Below are 15,881 nucleotides of genomic sequence, written 5' to 3'. Positions count from 1 at the left end.
ATGGAGACCACGCAGGTTTCGGGAATTCATCGCTGGCCGATCTGGTTTTCCGCTGGCAGGCGCGGCCCGGTAGTCTTGCCTGCTTGGTTCTTGTGCATCTTCGAGGGGTGGTCCTGCGTTGTCCGATGACGTTGCCGAGCGGGAAGTCGCTGCGGAACAGGCGTTCGTCGACCGGGTGTACGACCAGCTCGAGGAGTCGACGGCGGCGGCCCAGCAACTGGCCCGCGAGGGCCACGAGCGCGGTCGCCTGGGTCACGAGGGTGGCCTGGTCGAGCGCGACGCCATGGTCTTCCAGGCCGCGAAGCGGATGGCCCAGCTCGACGCGGCCCACGAGGGCCTGGTCTTCGGCCGTCTCGACATGCGCCCCGAGCTCGATCCCGAGCCCCGCTACGTGGGCCGCATCGGTCTGCGCGACGCCAACCGCGACTCGCTGCTGATCGACTGGCGCGCCCCCGCCGCCGCGGTGTTCTACCAGGCGACGGCGGCCGAGCCGCACTCCGTCGTACGACGCCGGGTGCTGCGCGCGACCGGCCCGAAGGTGGTCGGTGTCGAGGACGAGCTCCTCGACGACCAGGCCGGGACCGACCTGCCCATCGTCGGCGAGGGCGCCCTGATGGCGCAGCTCTCCCGTGCCCGTGACCGGTCGATGCACTCCATCGTGGCCACCATCCAGGCAGAGCAGGACAAGGCGATCCGGGCCCCCTCGAAGGGCGTCGTCGAGATCTCCGGCGGTCCGGGCACCGGCAAGACCGTCGTCGCCCTGCACCGTGCCGCGTTCCTGCTCTACACCGACCGTCGCCGCTACGAGGGCGGCGGTGTGCTGATCGTCGGTCCGTCCGGCGTGTTCATGCGCTACATCGAGCGGGTGCTGCCGTCCCTCGGCGAGACCGCCGTGGCGCTCCGCTCGCTCGGCGAGGTCGTCGACGGCGTCCGTGCCACCCGTCACGACGAGCCGGCCGTCGCCGACGTGAAGGGCTCGATCCGCATGGCCGAGGTCGTACGCCGGGCCGCGCGCCAGGCCGTCCCGGGTGCGCCCCGCGACTTCCGGATCTTCTACCGCGACGACACGATCGTGCTCGACCGCCAGCTGCTCGGCCGACTGCGTCGCCAACTGCTCAACCAGGGCCACCGCAACCGCCAGATGCCGCGGGTGGCGATGACCCTGCTCGACGCGATGTGGCGTCAGGTCCGCGGTGAGCGTGGCCGTGAGCGGGGTCGCGACTCGTTCAACGACGAGATGCTCGGCGACGACCAGTTCCTCGAGTTCGCCCTGCAGTGGTGGCCGCCGCTCGACGCCGCGCAGGTCATGGCGTGGCTGCGTGACCCCGACTTCCTGGCCCGCGTCTCCGACGGCGTGCTCGGCCAGGAGGAGCAGGCCCTGCTCAACAAGCACTGGTCCGAGACGCTCACCATCGAGGACATCCCGCTGCTCGACGAGGCCCGCTACGAGCTGGGCGACCTGCCCGAGAAGTCCAAGGACGGCGACGAGTTCTCCGACCACCTCGGCGGCGACCTGCAGGAGCTGACCACCGCCTCCGAGCGTGAGTTCGCCACCGGGCCGTCGTGGAAGCCGCCGACGAACCGCATCGAGGACGACCCCTTCGCCCACGTGCTGATCGACGAGGCACAGGACCTCACCCCGATGCAGTGGCGCATGGTCGGCCGCCGTGGCCGCGCTGCGTCGTGGACCATCGTCGGCGACCCGGCACAGTCGTCGTGGCCGGTGCCGTCGGAGTCCGACGCTGCACGCCGTACGGCGCTCGAGGGCAAGCAGGTGCACCGGTTCCACCTGTCGACCAACTACCGCAACTCGTCCGAGATCTACGAGTTCGCCGCGGCGTACGCCTCCCGCGTCGGCCTCGACGCCGACCTGCCCACCGCAGTCCGCTCGACCGGCATCCCGCCCACGGTGCTCGGTCCGGTCGACGACCTCGAGGTGTCGGTGCGCAGCGAGGTGGCCCGCCTCTCCGGCGAGGTCTCGGGCACCGTCGGCATCGTGGTGCCGGTGGCCCGTCGCGCCGAGGTCAACGCGTGGCTGGCGTCCTGGCCAGAGTTCGCCGGCGACGCGCCCTCCGCCGCATCGCCCGGCGTCACGCCGAGCGGTGACGACCGCATCGTCGTGCTGACCGGCCTCGACACGAAGGGCCTGGAGTTCGACGGCATCGTCGTCGTGCGCCCCCAGGAGATCGAGGACGAGTCCCAGACCGGCCGGGCCGTGCTCTACGTCGTCCTCACCCGCGCCACCCAGCTGCTCTCCACCGTCAGCTGAGCGAAGGCGTTAGGGTCAGGCGGCATGAGCGAGCAGCCGCCGTACCCGCCCAGCGACCCGAACCAGCCCGGTTGGGGGCAGCCGCCGCCGGCCGGTCCTCCAGGCTGGGGCCAGCAGCCTCCCGGCTGGGGCCAGCAGCCGCCCGGTCCGCCGCCGGGCGGGCGGGGCTTCGCGGCAACCGAGGCGATCGGCTACGGCTGGAAGGCCTTCACCACCCACACCGGGGCGCTGCTCGGGGCCGCGCTGATCGTGCTGCTCGTACCGATCGCCATCCAGGTGGTGAGCGCACTGACCACGGGTGGGCAGACGTTCTCGTTCACCGCCGACTCCTCCGGGGGAGGCTTCGAGTTCGACTTCCACCCGATGGCACTGGTGCTCAACCTGCTCGGCAGCATCATCAGCCTGATCCTGTCTGCGGCGATGGTGCGCCTCGCGCTCGACGTGGTCGACGGCCAGCAGGTCAGTGTCGGCGCCATGTTCTCCCGCTTCGACCTGGTGCAGGTGCTGATCGCCGCCGTCGTTCTCTCGATCGCCACGACCATCGGCCTGGCGTTGTGTGTCCTGCCCGGCCTGGTCGTGCTGTTCCTGACGTTCCTGACCAACTACTTCATCGTCGGCAAGGGGCAGGACGCGTTCACCGCGATCAGGTCCAGCGTCTCGCTCACCACGGCCAACGTGGGTGAGCTGCTCCTGTTGGCGCTGCTCTGCTTCCTGTGCATGCTCGGTGGTGCCGTCGCCTGCGGCGTCGGGCTCCTGGTGGCCTTCCCGGTGATCACGGTCGCGACTGCGTTCGCCTTCCGCGCACTGCAGGGGGAGCCGGTCCGCCCGCTCTGACCGTGGTCGGTCAGTGGGCGACGCCGTACAGCCGGTCGCCGGCGTCGCCGAGGCCGGGCACGATGTAGCCCTTCTCGTTGAGCTTCTCGTCCATCGCGGCGGTGACGATGGTGACCGGGACCTCGAGGTCGGCCAGCTCCTGCTCCAGCCGGGCGCAGCCCTCCGGCGCGACCAGCAGGCAGATCGCGGTGATGTGGTCGGCGCCGCGGTCGACCAGGAAGCGGATCGCCGCGGCGAGTGTGCCGCCGGTGGCCAGCATCGGGTCGAGCACGTAGCACTGGCGCCCGGAGAGGTCCTCGGGCAGGCGCTCGGCGTACGTCGACGCCTCGAGCGTCTCCTCGTTGCGGATCATGCCGAGGAAGCCGACCTCGGCCGTGGGCAGCAGGCGGACCATGCCGTCGAGCATGCCGAGCCCGGCGCGCAGGATCGGGACGACGAGCGGCTTCGGGGAGGCCAGCTTCACGCCGGTCGCGGGCGCGACGGGAGTGGTGATGGTGACGTCGTCGACGCGCACGTCGCGGGTCGCCTCGTAGGCGAGCAGCGTCACCAGCTCGTCGGCCAGCCGGCGGAATGTCGGGCTGTCGGTGTCCTGGTCGCGGAGGGTGGTCAGCTTGTGGGCCACCAGCGGGTGGTCGACGACGTGGGTACGCATGGAGAAAACCTAGTCCAGTCCGCGTGACGTTTGGGAAAACAGGCTTGGAACCACCCCCAACCTCTGTCACTCTGGACATCGGAGTGCGGTTCACGAGCTGGAGGGACAGCCATGGTTGACGAGTTCGACGTCGACTTCGCCCTGGCCGCATACCGTGAAGAAGGCGTCTGGCAGCTCCAGGAGCTGGTCGATCCGGTGCTCGAGGACCTCGAGACGCTGTCCGGTGCCCTCCGGCGTTTTCCCGGTGACGGCGGCGCCATCGCACTGATCGGCTTCGACGAGGACGTCTTCCTGATCGTCCGGGTCACCGGGCCGACCGTGCGCGTGCTGCTCTCCGACATCACCGCCGTCGACGAGTGGGACCTCGCCCGCACCGTGATCGAGCACCTCGCCCTGCCCTACCCGGAGGAGGACGACGAGTCCGCCCCGGCCGGCGACCTCGACATCCTCGGCGACCTGGGCATGCACGCGATGGACATGGGCGTGCTCATCGACGACTACGACCTCTACCCCGACGAGATGCTCTCCGACGTGGCCGGCCGGCTCGGCTTCGGCCCCGCGTTCGACGACGCCGTCGACCTGACGACTGCGTGAGCGTTCCTTGATCGCCAGCAGGTACGACGAGGCGATGGGCCTTGCCCTGGACGAGGCGCGTGCCGCCCTGACCACCGACGACGTACCCATCGGCGCCGTCGTGCTCGACCCGTCCGGCGCGGTGATCGGCCGCGGCCGCAACACCCGTGAGGCCGAGGGCGACCCGACCGGCCACGCCGAGGTGGTCGCGATCCGCCGGGCCGCGCAGGCAGTCGGCGAGTGGCGGCTCACCGGCTGCACGCTCGTGGTCACGCTCGAGCCGTGCACCATGTGCGCCGGCGCGATCGTGCTGTCCCGGCTCGCGCGCCTGGTCTTCGGGGCGTACGACGCCAAGGCCGGCGCCGTCGGTTCGCTCTGGGACGTCGTGCGCGACCGGCGGCTGAACCACCGGCCCGAGGTGCTGGCCGGGGTCAGGGCCGACGAGTCCGCCGCCCTCCTCGACTCCTTCTTCCGCAACGCGCGAACCGTGGATGGTTGATGCGCGAGCCGTGGGTTCTTGACGCCGTCAGGTGTTGATGCCGCCACGCAGTGCAGCAGCGGTGAAGGCGTCCGCCGGCAGGAACGCCTCGACGGTGAGCTCGGCGACCGAGATGTCGACCGCGGTGCCGAAGGTGGTGACGGTGCTGATGAAGGACAGCTCGCCGGCGTCGGTGCGCAGCCGCATGGGTACGGCGATGCGACCGTCGGGTGATGCGTGGGACAGGCCGCCGGGGTAGTCCATGAGCTCGTCGTGCAGGGCCTTCGTGCTCGGCGACCCGGTCACCGCGAACTCCCGCGCCAGCCGGTCGATCAGGTGACCGCGCCACTCCGACAGGTTGACGATGCGTGAGCTCATCCCGTCGGGGTGCAGGCTCAACCGCAAGACGTTGAGCGGTGGTTCGAGCAGCTCCGGAGCGACGTCGGCGATCAGCGGACCCACCGCGTTGTTGGCCTGCACCAGATTCCAGTCGCGGTCCACGACCAGCGCCGGGAACGGCTCGTAGCCGGTCAGGATCAGGTCCAGCGCCTCACGGATCGCGGTCATGTCGTCGTCCTCCAGCGTGCGTTCGTCGTACGCCGGGGCGTAGCCGGCCGCGAGCAGCAGGGTGTTGCGCTCGCGCAGCGGGACCTCGAGCTGGTCGGCGATCCGGAGCACCATGTCGCGACTCGGCCGGGACCGCCCGGTCTCGACGAAGCTGAGGTGCCGGGTCGAGATGCCCGACTCGTTGGAGAGCTCCAGCTGGCTGCGCCGGCGGCGCTGCCGCCAGTCCTTGAGCAGTACGCCGACTCCGCCGGTCTCCGGACGCGTTTCGGTGATCGTCATGCGCCCATTGTGTCGGCCGGGGGTAGCCGGCTCCATTACCTCCGACGTCATCGACAAGCCTCGCCGCGCGCTTCACGGTTGATGCCATGACCACTCGAACCGAAACCCAGCCCCTGTCCACCTCGACCGCCCGCCGGTCCCCGATCGCCAGGCTGCTGCTGCTCGACGCCGGCGTCTCCGGCCTCAACGCGGTCGCCTACCTCGCCGGCGCCACGCTGCTCGACGACGTGCTCGGCCCGTCCGTGCCGACCCTCGAGCTGCTCGGTGCGTTCCTCCTCGTCTGGGCCGGCGCGCTGGCCTGGATCGCCACCCGTGACCCCGTGCCGGCCGGCCTCGCCCGCGAGGTCGTGATCGGCAACCTCGTGTGGGTCGCAGGCTCGGTCGCAGTCGCCTTCGGGCTCCTGTCCCTGACCGGGATCGGCCTGGCCTGGTGCCTGATGCAGGCCGTGGTCGTGGCCGGCTTCGGGGCGGCCCAGTACGTCGTCCTGCGAGGCCGGGCGTGAGCGCACCCGCCGACCTGGTCGCGCTGATGCCCTTCGCCGAGGCCACGGGCGTGGTCCTCGACTCCGCCGACGCAGATCGCGTGGTCGGGCACCTTGACTGGGCCGAGAACCGGTGCACCGCCGGCGGCGCCCTGCACGGTGGCGCGCTGATCACGTTGGCCGACAGCGTCGGTGCGGTGTGCGCGTTCCTCGGGCTGCCTCCCGGCGCCGGTACGGCGACCACGTCCACGACCACGCAACTGATGCGGGCCGTGCACGGCGGAACGGTCACGGCGACCGCCCGACCACTGCACCGGGGCCGCACCCAGGTCGTCGTACAGACCGAGCTGCGGGACGCCGACGGGCGCCTCGTGGCGGTCACCGTCCAGGCGCAGGCCGTGCTGGCGGCGTCCTGATTTCGGCCTCGGGCCGCCGATCTAGTAATCTCTCCGGCGGTGGCGTGTCCGAGCGGCCGAAGGTGCATCACTCGAAATGATGTGTGGGGTCAAACCCACCGTGGGTTCAAATCCCACCGCCACCGCCAGTTGATCTCAGCAGAGATCCGAAGGATCCGAACCCTCGCCGGGTTCGGATCCTTCGCATTTCCGGACTGATGGCCTGGCGTCCCCGCTACTGTGAGGTGCATGGGGATCTACGTGGCTATCGGAATCGGTGTCCTGGTCATCGCTGCACTCGCCGCGGTCTGGGTCTTCGAGGGGCGCCAGAAGAAGCCCGGCTGGAACCTCGACAAGGGCGGCAGCTCGGCGGGCAACTACTCCGCCCTCGAGGCACAGGCGTCCGCCACCCGCAACGGCAGGGGTGGCAGAGGCGGCCTCTGAGTCTCACTCGGTCCGGTCGAGCACGTTGAACGGGTAGTCGATGTTGCCCAGGTGCCACAGGCCGTCGTCCAGCGAGATCTCGTAGCGAGCCTTCTTCAGCGTCGCGACCGACAACCGGGCCGAGCCGGACCCGTCGGTGCGCAGCGTCCGTGCGATGACCTCCTTGCCGTTCTCGGTGCGGATCAACGCTTTCACCGTGCGGTCGGCTCCCCACCCCGAAAGGCGTACGACGTCTCCGTCCGCCTGCCACGTGGGCTGGTAGTCCGCGATCGACGTGACGCTCACCATCGCGGTCGACGTACCCTCGCTCGGCACTCCCTCGTCGATCACCTGCACGACGTACAGGCCGTCGGTGAGCCCGTCGGTCGGGCAGGAGAACTTCTCGTCGTCGTAGGAGCAGGCCTGCTCTCCCTGGTCGCGGTGCCCGGCGTACTCGTGGTCCTTCACCACCGGCGAGCCCGCCGACACGATGGTCACGCGGATCTTGCCGTCCGGGTAGATCACCCGGCCCTTCACCGCATCGCCGGGCGCAACTGCCGTGTCGGTGACCTCGGTGCCGAGCGGGGTGTCGGTGGTGCACCCGGTTGCAGCGAGGAGAAGGAAGGCCGCTGCGGCACCGGCGAGGAGTCGTGTCGTCATGCCCTCCATGCTGGCCGACCCGGAGATCCGACGCATGCGCCCGCGTACTCATCCGGCCGGCCACTCCTGCTGCGCGGGATCCGCCGGCCACGCCCGGTCGGGCGCGGCTACGGTGCCGAGCACGCACCCTCGGTCAGGAGAGCTGCATGACCCCGCTCGTCTTCTTCTCGTTCGTCTCCCTCGGGCAGGCCGGTGCCGCTGAGCACCGGGCCTACAACGAGTGGCACCTGCTCGACCACCGGCCGGAGAACCTGGCCCTGCCCGGAGTCGCGTGGGGGGATCGGTGGTCCCGCCCCGACGACTTCAAGGCGGTGTCGAGCGCGAGCGACGAGCATGCCGGCACCGACTACGTGGCGATGTACTGGTTCCGCGATCCGGTGTCCGAGTCGGTGCGCGCCTGGGACCAGCTGGGTGCCGACTCGTTCCAGTGGGGGCGGGGGCCGATCATCCCCGGCGTCTCCAGGTCCCTGCTGGCGTTCTTCCGGCCGGTGCGCGGCTACGTCAATCCGGGCTCGCTGGTCGCTGCCGACGTCCTCCCCTTCCGTCCGGTGCGGGGCATGCACGTGCAGCTCGTGAAGCATGCCGAGCCGATGTCGCTGGCCGTGCACGAACGGCACACCTTCGCCGACCGTGTCGAGATGCCCCGGCTGACCGGTCTCGACGGCGTGGCCGGCGGCTGGACCTTCAGCTTCGACCGCCACCAGCAGCACAGCACGCTGACCTTCGGCGAGGACAAGCAGGACGCCCGCGGATCGATGCGGTTGCGGCTCCTCTACCTGGACGGCGATCCACTCGAGACCACGGACCGCATCGCCCGGGCCGAGAACGAGCTCGCCGAGCACGAGATCGCCGGGCACGACGCCCCGGGCACGGAGATCCTCCTCGACACACCGGTCAGGACGATCATCCCGTGGCAGGACTGGTGAATCTCACCTTCCGGTCGGCAGCGCTCCCGACGCGATCGGCAGGTCGACGTACGACGCCGCCACGGCGTTGCGTTGTACGTCGTACACGCCGCCCAGCGCGCTGAGCAGCCGGCCCGGCGAGGTCAGCAGGTGCGGGGTGTCGCCGCTCTGCACCAGCAGCCGCAGCCGGTGGCCGGCGGGCAGCGTCGAGAAGACCGGCCTGATCTCGATGTCGTAGCGGGTCACCCTGCCGACCGGCACCGGCTGCTCGGCCGCCTCGGTGTGCGGGTGGTAGGGGAGTGCGTAGGAGCCGCCGCGGGAGGCCCAGCTGCGACCCTGCGTGATCGCGCGCGCCGAGCCGAGCAGCGCCCCGGCCGAGAGGTCGGTGACCGAGCCGTCCGGCGCCACGTCCTGGAGCGTCACCACGAACATGGTCTGCGGGCGGTTCGCCCTGACCCGGAGGGTGAGGCCGACCGGGCCGGCGAGACGGGTGTCCCGGGTCAGCGGTGCCGTGTCGTAGGAGAGGTCGCCGGGCTGTGGCGCGGTCAGCTCCTTCACCTTCGAGCACTGGGCGTAGAGGTCGCGGGCCAGCCCCGCGGTCCACTGCACGATCGCCCGCTGGCAGGCCAGCGAGACCGGCTTGTAGAGCATGCGGTCGGAGCCGGTGGCCGCGGTGGGTGCCGCTGTGCCGAGTGACTTGTTCCCCTGCAGGTGCAGGCGTTCGTAGGTCGCGGCCTCCGACGGATAGCGCGCCACGGAGTACGACGCACCGTCCGGCTCCTGCACGTGGAACGGTGTCTTCGTGTCGGTGATGCCGTTGTCGACGCCCTTGAGCCAGTGGTCGAACCAGGCCAGCTCGATCGCGTCGAGGTCGACGGTGCTGCCCTGGTTGCCGTGGTCCCAGGGGCCGGTGAGCAGCTGGTAGCGGCTGGTGACCGGCTGCGTGCGGTTCATCGGCGCGTGGACGGACCGGCCGGCCCACGCGTTCTGGAGGCCGCTGTAGAGCAGGGGTTCGCCGCGCTGGAACACGTCGTACTGCCCGCCGACCACGTACGCCGGCACGCCGTTCGCGACGACCTTGTCGAGCACGTTCTGCGGAGCGCGCTCCTGCCAGTAGGGGCCGTCGTACACGCGACCGTTCTCGAGCAGTGCGTTCAGGCCGGTGGTGAGCTCGAACGGAATCCCTGCCAGGCCGTGCTGCAGCGAGAGCCTGAGCGCGTCGAGTGGATCGGAGGCGCGTTCGGCGAACGGGGTCAGTGTGCGCAGGCCGAAGTAGCCGGCGATCAGGCCCAGGCTGGAGGTCATGTTGACCAGGCCGCCGGCCACGAACAGGTCGCGGTAGGGATCGGACGCGGTGGCGATCGGGAAGATCGCCTTGAGCGGCGAGTTCTTCCCGACCGCCGCTGCGGTGAAGACCTGGTCGATGCCGAGGTAGGAGCCGCCGAGCAGCCCGACCTTGCCGTTGCTGCCCTCCAACGCGGCCGACCAGCGCACGAGCTCGGCGCCGTCGAGGGCCTCGCTCCTGCCGAACAGCATCGACTGGCCCTCGGACCCGCCGGTCCCGGCGACGTCGACGATGACGCCGATGTAGCCGCGCTTCACGAGGTAGGGGTTCATCGCGCCCAACCCCGAGTTGCCGACACCCTTGCCGTACGGCGTCTGGACCAGGATCACCGGGAACGTCCCCTGTGCGCGCTCGGTGGTCCCCTTGGTCGCCGGTCGGTGGATGTCGGCCCGCAGCACGCGCCCGTCGCGCATGGTGATCGGCACGTCGCGCTCGACGACCACGTCGTACTTCTCGGCCTGCTCTGCTCCCGTGACCGCACCGACGTTCGTTCGTACGACGACCCGGTCGTCGGCCGATGCCGTGGCGGGTGCCAGCATCGTCAGTCCGAGCAGCAGCGCGACGAGCACGCTCTTGAGAGATCGGGTCATCGGTGTCCTCCGGTGCGGCCGGGAAGTAAACTTGGACGAACGTACAATTTTTTTGTCCACGGGACAACGAGAAAGGTGACGGGGTGAGATGACGGCCCCCACGAAGGCCTCCTCGAAGGCGCGGCTCAGCCAGGAGCGCAGCCGGGTGCGCCGCGAGCAGCTGCTCGACGCCACCATCGCGCTCTTTGCCGAGGGCGGTGCACGCGCGGTCACCCATCGCGCCGTGGCCGCCCGGGCCGAGCTGCCCCCGGCCACGCCCGGCTACTACTTCGACTCGGTGGGCGACCTGCTCACCACCGCGCTGACCCGGCACGTCGAGACGTGGATCGAGGACATGACCGCGATGGCCGACCTGTCCCTGGGCCTCGAGATCGACCTCGACGACGCCCGCGGACTGGTCTCGATGGCGTTCGGCGAGCGGAGCCTCGACACCGTCCACCTCCAGCTCTCGACGTTCCTGGCGGTCAGCGCCGACCCCGAGCTCCAGCCGCTGGCGACCCGGGCCCTGGGGGCGGTCGAGAGTCTGGCCGCACGCATGCTGGCCACGGTGGGAGTCACCGACGCCCAGGCGATCGCCGAGTCCCTCGTGCACCTGATGATCGGCTCGGCGGCCACGCGGCTGACCGGCCGGCACGACGACGAGCACACCGCCGACGTGCTCTTCGACGCCGTACGACGCCTGGTGGCGACGGCCACGATGGACCCGCAGGCGATCACGGACGCCCTGCCCAGGGCGAAACGGCCCGCCGACTAGGCTCGCGGGCGTGACCACCGTCGAAGCACAGCCCTGGTTCAAGTCCCCCGACGACGCCCTGAAGCGGCTGGAGGCGACCGGCTACCTGGCCGACTCGGCGACCACGACGACCGCGTTCCTGGCCGGCGAGCTCGGCAAGCCGCTGCTGATCGAGGGCCCGGCCGGGGTCGGCAAGACCGAGCTCGCGAAGGCGGTGGCGGCCGCGACCGGCGCCGAGCTGATCAGGCTGCAGTGCTACGAGGGGCTCGACGAGGCCCGCGCGCTCTATGAGTGGAACTACAAGAAGCAGCTGCTGCGCATCCAGGCCACCGGGCCGGACCAGGCGTGGGAGCAGACCCACGACGACATCTTCACCGACGAGTTCCTGCTCAGTCGGCCGTTGCTGACCGCGATCCGCCGCGAGGAGCCGACCGTCCTGCTGATCGACGAGGTCGACAAGACCGATGTTGAGGTCGAAGGCCTGTTGCTCGAGGTGCTCTCCGACTTCCAGGTCACGATCCCCGAGCTCGGCACCGTCGAGGCGGTACGCCGACCATTCGTGGTGCTCACCTCCAACGCCACCCGCGAGCTGTCCGAAGCAGTCAAGCGACGCTGCCTCTACCTGCACCTCGACTACCCGGATGCCCAACGGGAGCAGGAGATTCTCCTCTCCCGGGTGCCCGGTCTCGACGACAGGCTGGCCCACGAGCTGGTCGCCGTGGTGGCCCGGCTGCGCGAGCTCGAGCTCAAGAAGGCGCCGTCGATCGCGGAGTCGATCGACTGGGCCCGCACCCTCATCGCGCTCCAGATCAAGAACCTCGACCCGGCGGCGATCAGCAGCACGCTCGGCGTCGTGCTCAAGCACGTCTCCGACCACGACCGCGCAGTGCGCGAGCTCAAGCTGAGAGGTTAGGACTAACCCATGGGCGGACTCCTGGACCGGCACGTCGAGTTCATCGAGGCGTTGCGCGCCGCGGGGATCCCGGTGTCGCTGGCCGAGGACATCGACGCGGCGCGGGCGGCAACGGCTCTCTCGTGGTCGGGGCGGGACCAGGTCCGGACGGCGTACGCCGCGACGCTGGTCAAGCGGTCCGGTCACCGGGCCCCGTTCGACGCACTCTTCGACCTCTACTTCCCAGCCCTGACTGGCGAAACTCGCGCGCGCGGCCTCGACGAAGAGGTGGAGGGCGAGGATGCACCGGACGGGAGCATGCCGAACGACACCGGCAAGGCACTGAGCAGCTTCCGCGACGAGCTGGCCGACGCGATGATCGGGGCCCAACCCGACGGCCAGCCCGACGCCCTGCGCGACCTGGCCATCGAGGCCGTCGGCACGTTCGGTGCGATGCGCGGACGCGCGCCCGGCCTGTCGTCGTGGAGCGCCTACCAGGCGTTGAAGCGGGTGGCTCCCGACGAGCTCGTCGACCAGATCGTCGCCGGACTCCTGATGCAGGGCGACGACACCCGCACCGCCCGACGCCGGGCCGCCAGCCGGGTGCAGCAGTTCACCGCCCTGGTCGAGCAGGACGCGCTGCGCCGCATCGCCGAGGAGAAGGGCGCCCAGCACGTCGCCGACACGACGGTCCGCCCGACGATCGACAACCTGCCGTTCCTCAGCGCTCGCCGTACCGACCTGGAGGCGATGCGCCGGGAGATCCAGCCCCTGGCGCGCAGGCTGGCCACCCGGCTGACGAAGGAGCAGCACGCCAAGCGTCGCGGCCCGCTCGACTTCCGGCGTACGGTCCGGGCCTCGATCTCGACCGGCGGGGTGCCCCTCACCACGCATCATCGGCCCAAGCGGCCGCACCGCACCGAGCTGGTGGTGCTGTGCGACGTCAGCGGTTCGGTGGCCAACTTCGCGCAGTTCACCCTGCTACTGGTCTTCGCACTGCGCGACCAGTTCACCAAGGTGCGCGCGTTCACGTTCATCGACCACGTCCACGAGGTCACCCACCACTTCAAGCCGGGCGCCGACGTGGTCGACGTGATGACCGACCTGGCCGCGGCGACCAGTCACGCCGCCCTGTGGGGCCGCACCAACTACGGGCGCGCGTTCACCAAGTTCGTCGAGGAGCACGCCGACGCGCTCGGCCCGAAGACCTCACTGCTGGTGCTCGGTGACGCCCGCTCCAACTACAGCGACCTCCAGCTCGACGGCTTCAAGGCGATGGTCGCGCAGTGTCGCAACGCGTGGTGGCTCAACCCCGAGCACGCCCGCAACTGGGGGACCGGCGACTCCGCCGCGCCGCAGTACGCCGAGCTGGTCTCGATGGTCGAGTGCCGCAACCTCGCCCAGCTCGGCGAGTTCGTGCACGACATCGTCTGACGAACCGTGCCTTCTTGATGCGCCAACCGTGGATTCTTGATGTTCGAACACCGGGTCCTTGACGGATCGCATCAAGAACCCACGGTTCGAAGCACAAGAAGCCGGTGTTCGCGCATCAAAAGGGCGGGGTTGGTGATCAGTCGGCGAGGAAGCCCAGCTCGTGGATCCGCTGGATCGCGGCCTTCAGCTCGGGGTGCGTGGCGGTGTCGGCGGCCCGGCCTCCGGCGACGTACGCCGACGCGCCGGTCTGGAGTCCGCCGTCGAAGACCACGGTCAACCGGTTGGTGACCCGGGCGTTGATCAGCGATCCCAACAGTGCGACCGGGTCGGCGCGGTCCTCGAGGGACAGCACCGTGGTCGGCTCCGGGATGTGGGTGACCTGGGCGTTGGGGGCGCCGGCGGTGATGACCTGGTCGACCACGAACTTGTCGGAGCCGGCTGCCGCGGCGATCTCGGCGGCGGCGACGCCACCCTGGGCGTGGCCGACGACCATCACCCGGGCGCCGGGCTCGTCACCGACGGCGGCCTCGAGGGCGTTGATCACCGAGGAGACCCGGCCGGCGACGTCGCTGCCGACGAGCTGCAGGTTGCCGGGCGTGCGCTGGGCGTGGCTCGGCAGGTAGGCGATGAACCGGCCGCCGGGCAGGCGCTGTACCAGCAGATCGCCCTCGACCTGGCTGAGTGAGGTCATCAGCTCCTCGATGGAGGACGGGGCCGGCAGGGCCGACGCGTCGCCGGCAGCAGCAGGCGCCGCCTCCTCCTCACGGAATCCACCGGCGATGTCACGCAGGGCGGAGGTGAAGTCGTCGGCGAAGTCGGGGGCACCGACCGCGCGCAGGCCACCGTGGGTGACTGCCGGGCCCTCGTCGCCGCCGAGCACGGCCGCGGTGAGCAGCGAGCGCATCTGCAGGCCCTCGATCAGGCCACCGCCACCACTGACGAAGTGGTCCATCAGCTCGGGGTTCTGGTCGGCCAGCTCGTTGAGGTAGGCCGCGAGGCCTTCGCGGTCGAGGGCGTCGGTCTCGATGAGGCCGGCCGAGAAGATCGCGCCGCCGAGCGCCACCTCGGGCGCCAGGTAGCCCACCGCGCGGGCCGCGATCGAGCCGAGCGTCTTGTACGCCGCCAGCTGGAGGTCGTCGATCCAGCGGTAGGTCAGCACCGTGGCGCGCACGATCAGTGCATCGGCGTCGAGCTCGACGGAGCGGACCATGAGCCCGGTCTTGCCGGTGGTCGCCCCGATGATGTCCTGCTCGGCCTGGGTGAAGGTGGCCTTGGAGAGTTCCTCGGACTCGGCGACCGCCTCGTCGGCGAGGATCTCGGCGCCCAGGGTGGCGCGTTCGCGCATCTCGTCGCCGGAGGAGTCGAAGAGGTCGGCCAGACGCATCATCTGGTCGTACTTGTCCTGGGCGGCTGCGGCCTGTGCCTGCTGCTGCTCGCTCATGCGGTCACCTCCGCGAGGATCGGGCCGAGGGTGGCGGCCAGTTCGGTGGCATCGACTCGACGGACCTCGACGCGGTTGGCGCCGTCGACCTGGTGGGATCGCAGGACGTGCCAGCCGTCGGCCAGCAACACCCATGACACGACACCGACGGCCTCGCCGCCGGCGTCGATGTCGGCGACCAGTCCGCGGAGCCGACCCTGGGTCTCGGTGACCAGCGAGCTGATCACCGACGAGACGGTGGCGTCGGGTACGGCGTCTCCGGCGGCATCGCGCACGTCACCGGCGTGGTGGGCCACGATCGTGCCGAGCAGGTCGGCCCGGCCCGAACGGACGGCCTCGCCGCCCGCGTCGAGCAGCTCGTAGGGCAGGTCGATCGCGGCGGGCACGGTGGAGTCGGTGAGCACGTGGTCGTCGGGAAGCCCGGCGACGCGGCCGAGCTCGGCCGGCCAGTGCTGCGCCTCGAACCACGCGAGCTCGAAGACGACGCCGTCGGTGGTGGCCAGGGTGGCCACGGCTCCGCCGCGCTGGCGGTGCCAGGCCCGGGCTCGGACGCCGCTGATGTTGACGTCGAGGTCGAGGGCGACGGCCGGGGTGGCCAGCAGGCCGAGGGCGCCGACGACGCCCGCATCGGCGGTGCCGTCGACCAGGAGGCCACGCTTCTCGAGGCCCTCGGCGGGGTCGTGCAGGGTGGCCAGGGCCTCGACGTACGACTGGTCCTCTGCGGCACCACGCGACTGGCCGAGTCGGCTCTCGAACGCGTTGGCGGCGGCGCTGGGTGTCGGGTCCTCGGGAGCGAAGGGCAGGGGCGCTCCGCCGGCGGCCTCGGCCAGGAACTCGAGCTCGGGCCGGGTCAGGGCGAGCCGGCGGGGCAGGCCTTCGAGGGTCCCCTCGGCCACCGGGCCGGGAGTGGTCAGGTCAATGGTCGCCAT

17 protein-coding genes and 1 tRNA gene are annotated in these 15,881 nt (G+C 70.6%); 12 read left to right on the top strand and 6 right to left on the bottom strand.

Annotated features, from left to right (window positions below):
* Positions 1–118 precede the first annotated feature (118 nt).
* Complete coding sequence (locus tag ASD66_RS06670) at positions 119–2,269, top strand: HelD family protein (protein WP_056890363.1); 2,151 nt, start codon at positions 119–121, stop codon at positions 2,267–2,269.
* 24 nt (positions 2,270–2,293) lie between these two features.
* Positions 2,294–3,103 (top strand): hypothetical protein, encoded by an 810-nt coding sequence (locus ASD66_RS06665; protein ID WP_056890362.1) that lies wholly within the window; start codon positions 2,294–2,296, stop codon positions 3,101–3,103.
* 10 nt (positions 3,104–3,113) lie between these two features.
* Here the strand turns inward: ASD66_RS06665 and upp are convergent, their stop codons facing one another.
* The gene (gene upp, locus ASD66_RS06660; RefSeq protein WP_056679657.1) at positions 3,114–3,755 is read right to left on the bottom strand and encodes a uracil phosphoribosyltransferase; all 642 of its coding nucleotides are present in this window, start codon (positions 3,753–3,755) and stop codon (positions 3,114–3,116) included.
* Positions 3,756–3,866: 111 nt separating this feature from the next.
* Between upp and ASD66_RS06655 the strand changes: the two genes are divergently transcribed.
* Together ASD66_RS06655 and ASD66_RS06650 are read left to right on the top strand one after the other, a co-directional pair.
* Positions 3,867–4,349: a tRNA adenosine deaminase-associated protein gene (locus ASD66_RS06655; RefSeq protein ID WP_056679659.1), complete on the top strand. Its 483-nt coding sequence runs from the start codon at positions 3,867–3,869 to the stop codon at positions 4,347–4,349.
* A 34-nt stretch (positions 4,350–4,383) separates the two neighbouring features.
* Positions 4,384–4,827, top strand: a complete 444-nt coding sequence (locus tag ASD66_RS06650; RefSeq protein ID WP_056890593.1) for a nucleoside deaminase — start codon at positions 4,384–4,386, stop codon at positions 4,825–4,827.
* A 27-nt stretch (positions 4,828–4,854) separates the two neighbouring features.
* On the opposite strand, the gene ASD66_RS06645 is transcribed toward ASD66_RS06650, so the two are convergent.
* The gene (locus ASD66_RS06645) at positions 4,855–5,652 is read right to left on the bottom strand and encodes a helix-turn-helix domain-containing protein (protein WP_200949892.1); all 798 of its coding nucleotides are present in this window, start codon (positions 5,650–5,652) and stop codon (positions 4,855–4,857) included.
* Positions 5,653–5,738: 86 nt separating this feature from the next.
* Between ASD66_RS06645 and ASD66_RS06640 the strand changes: the two genes are divergently transcribed.
* The 4 genes from ASD66_RS06640 to ASD66_RS06625 all read left to right on the top strand — a co-directional run bounded on the left by ASD66_RS06640 (position 5,739) and on the right by ASD66_RS06625 (position 6,973).
* On the top strand, positions 5,739–6,155 hold the full coding sequence (locus ASD66_RS06640) for a hypothetical protein (RefSeq protein WP_056679662.1): 417 nt from the start codon (positions 5,739–5,741) through the stop codon (positions 6,153–6,155).
* Positions 6,152–6,550, top strand: coding sequence for a PaaI family thioesterase (locus tag ASD66_RS06635; RefSeq protein WP_235529977.1), 399 nt, complete (start codon positions 6,152–6,154; stop codon positions 6,548–6,550). The genes ASD66_RS06640 and ASD66_RS06635 overlap by 4 nt, the downstream gene beginning before the upstream one ends.
* A gap of 38 nt (positions 6,551–6,588) precedes the next feature.
* Positions 6,589–6,678 (top strand) — tRNA-Ser (locus ASD66_RS06630).
* A gap of 100 nt (positions 6,679–6,778) precedes the next feature.
* A complete protein-coding gene (locus ASD66_RS06625) occupies positions 6,779–6,973 on the top strand; it encodes a hypothetical protein (protein WP_056679665.1) in 195 nt (64 codons plus the stop codon).
* 3 nt (positions 6,974–6,976) lie between these two features.
* Here ASD66_RS06625 and ASD66_RS06620 read toward each other — a convergent pair whose 3' ends face one another.
* Positions 6,977–7,612 (bottom strand): hypothetical protein, encoded by a 636-nt coding sequence (locus ASD66_RS06620; RefSeq protein ID WP_156388557.1) that lies wholly within the window; start codon positions 7,610–7,612, stop codon positions 6,977–6,979.
* A gap of 146 nt (positions 7,613–7,758) precedes the next feature.
* On the opposite strand from ASD66_RS06620, the gene ASD66_RS06615 reads away from it, so the two are divergent.
* Positions 7,759–8,538, top strand: coding sequence for a hypothetical protein (locus ASD66_RS06615; protein ID WP_056890360.1), 780 nt, complete (start codon positions 7,759–7,761; stop codon positions 8,536–8,538).
* A 3-nt stretch (positions 8,539–8,541) separates the two neighbouring features.
* On the opposite strand, the gene ASD66_RS06610 is transcribed toward ASD66_RS06615, so the two are convergent.
* The gene (locus ASD66_RS06610) at positions 8,542–10,452 is read right to left on the bottom strand and encodes a CocE/NonD family hydrolase (protein WP_056890359.1); all 1,911 of its coding nucleotides are present in this window, start codon (positions 10,450–10,452) and stop codon (positions 8,542–8,544) included.
* A gap of 88 nt (positions 10,453–10,540) precedes the next feature.
* On the opposite strand from ASD66_RS06610, the gene ASD66_RS06605 reads away from it, so the two are divergent.
* Genes ASD66_RS06605 through ASD66_RS06595 form a run of 3 tightly spaced genes read left to right on the top strand, consistent with a single transcriptional unit; the run spans position 10,541 to position 13,511 of the window.
* Positions 10,541–11,206, top strand: coding sequence for a TetR/AcrR family transcriptional regulator (locus tag ASD66_RS06605; RefSeq protein ID WP_056890358.1), 666 nt, complete (start codon positions 10,541–10,543; stop codon positions 11,204–11,206).
* Positions 11,207–11,216: 10 nt separating this feature from the next.
* Positions 11,217–12,098 (top strand): AAA family ATPase, encoded by an 882-nt coding sequence (locus tag ASD66_RS06600; protein ID WP_056890357.1) that lies wholly within the window; start codon positions 11,217–11,219, stop codon positions 12,096–12,098.
* Between the two features lie 9 nt (positions 12,099–12,107).
* Positions 12,108–13,511, top strand: a complete 1,404-nt coding sequence (locus ASD66_RS06595; protein WP_056890356.1) for a vWA domain-containing protein — start codon at positions 12,108–12,110, stop codon at positions 13,509–13,511.
* 136 nt (positions 13,512–13,647) lie between these two features.
* Here ASD66_RS06595 and ASD66_RS06590 read toward each other — a convergent pair whose 3' ends face one another.
* Together ASD66_RS06590 and ASD66_RS06585 are read right to left on the bottom strand one after the other, a co-directional pair.
* A complete protein-coding gene (locus tag ASD66_RS06590; RefSeq protein ID WP_056890355.1) occupies positions 13,648–14,952 on the bottom strand; it encodes a hypothetical protein in 1,305 nt (434 codons plus the stop codon).
* Entirely contained in the window at positions 14,949–15,881 is a 933-nt protein-coding gene (locus ASD66_RS06585; protein WP_056890354.1) for a hypothetical protein, read from the bottom strand. Before ASD66_RS06585 ends, ASD66_RS06590 begins: the two co-directional genes overlap by 4 nt.

This window comes from Nocardioides sp. Root151 (assembly GCF_001427925.1).
GTDB lineage: Bacteria > Actinomycetota > Actinomycetes > Propionibacteriales > Nocardioidaceae > Nocardioides.
This window is presented reverse-complemented; position numbering and strand designations above follow the sequence as displayed.

Coding starts and splice junctions, on each gene's coding strand:
- ASD66_RS06610 (WP_056890359.1), bottom strand. CDS start 10,452: ATGACCCGATCTCTCAAGAGCGTGCTCGTCGCGCTGCTGCTCGGACTG.
- ASD66_RS06625 (WP_056679665.1), top strand. CDS start 6,779: ATGGGGATCTACGTGGCTATCGGAATCGGTGTCCTGGTCATCGCTGCA.
- ASD66_RS06585 (WP_056890354.1), bottom strand. CDS start 15,881: ATGGCGACCATTGACCTGACCACTCCCGGCCCGGTGGCCGAGGGGACC.
- ASD66_RS06655 (WP_056679659.1), top strand. CDS start 3,867: ATGGTTGACGAGTTCGACGTCGACTTCGCCCTGGCCGCATACCGTGAA.
- ASD66_RS06665 (WP_056890362.1), top strand. CDS start 2,294: ATGAGCGAGCAGCCGCCGTACCCGCCCAGCGACCCGAACCAGCCCGGT.
- ASD66_RS06605 (WP_056890358.1), top strand. CDS start 10,541: ATGACGGCCCCCACGAAGGCCTCCTCGAAGGCGCGGCTCAGCCAGGAG.
- ASD66_RS06645 (WP_200949892.1), bottom strand. CDS start 5,652: ATGACGATCACCGAAACGCGTCCGGAGACCGGCGGAGTCGGCGTACTG.
- ASD66_RS06615 (WP_056890360.1), top strand. CDS start 7,759: ATGACCCCGCTCGTCTTCTTCTCGTTCGTCTCCCTCGGGCAGGCCGGT.
- upp (WP_056679657.1), bottom strand. CDS start 3,755: ATGCGTACCCACGTCGTCGACCACCCGCTGGTGGCCCACAAGCTGACC.
- ASD66_RS06620 (WP_156388557.1), bottom strand. CDS start 7,612: ATGACGACACGACTCCTCGCCGGTGCCGCAGCGGCCTTCCTTCTCCTC.
- ASD66_RS06650 (WP_056890593.1), top strand. CDS start 4,384: ATGGGCCTTGCCCTGGACGAGGCGCGTGCCGCCCTGACCACCGACGAC.
- ASD66_RS06640 (WP_056679662.1), top strand. CDS start 5,739: ATGACCACTCGAACCGAAACCCAGCCCCTGTCCACCTCGACCGCCCGC.
- ASD66_RS06595 (WP_056890356.1), top strand. CDS start 12,108: ATGGGCGGACTCCTGGACCGGCACGTCGAGTTCATCGAGGCGTTGCGC.
- ASD66_RS06590 (WP_056890355.1), bottom strand. CDS start 14,952: ATGAGCGAGCAGCAGCAGGCACAGGCCGCAGCCGCCCAGGACAAGTAC.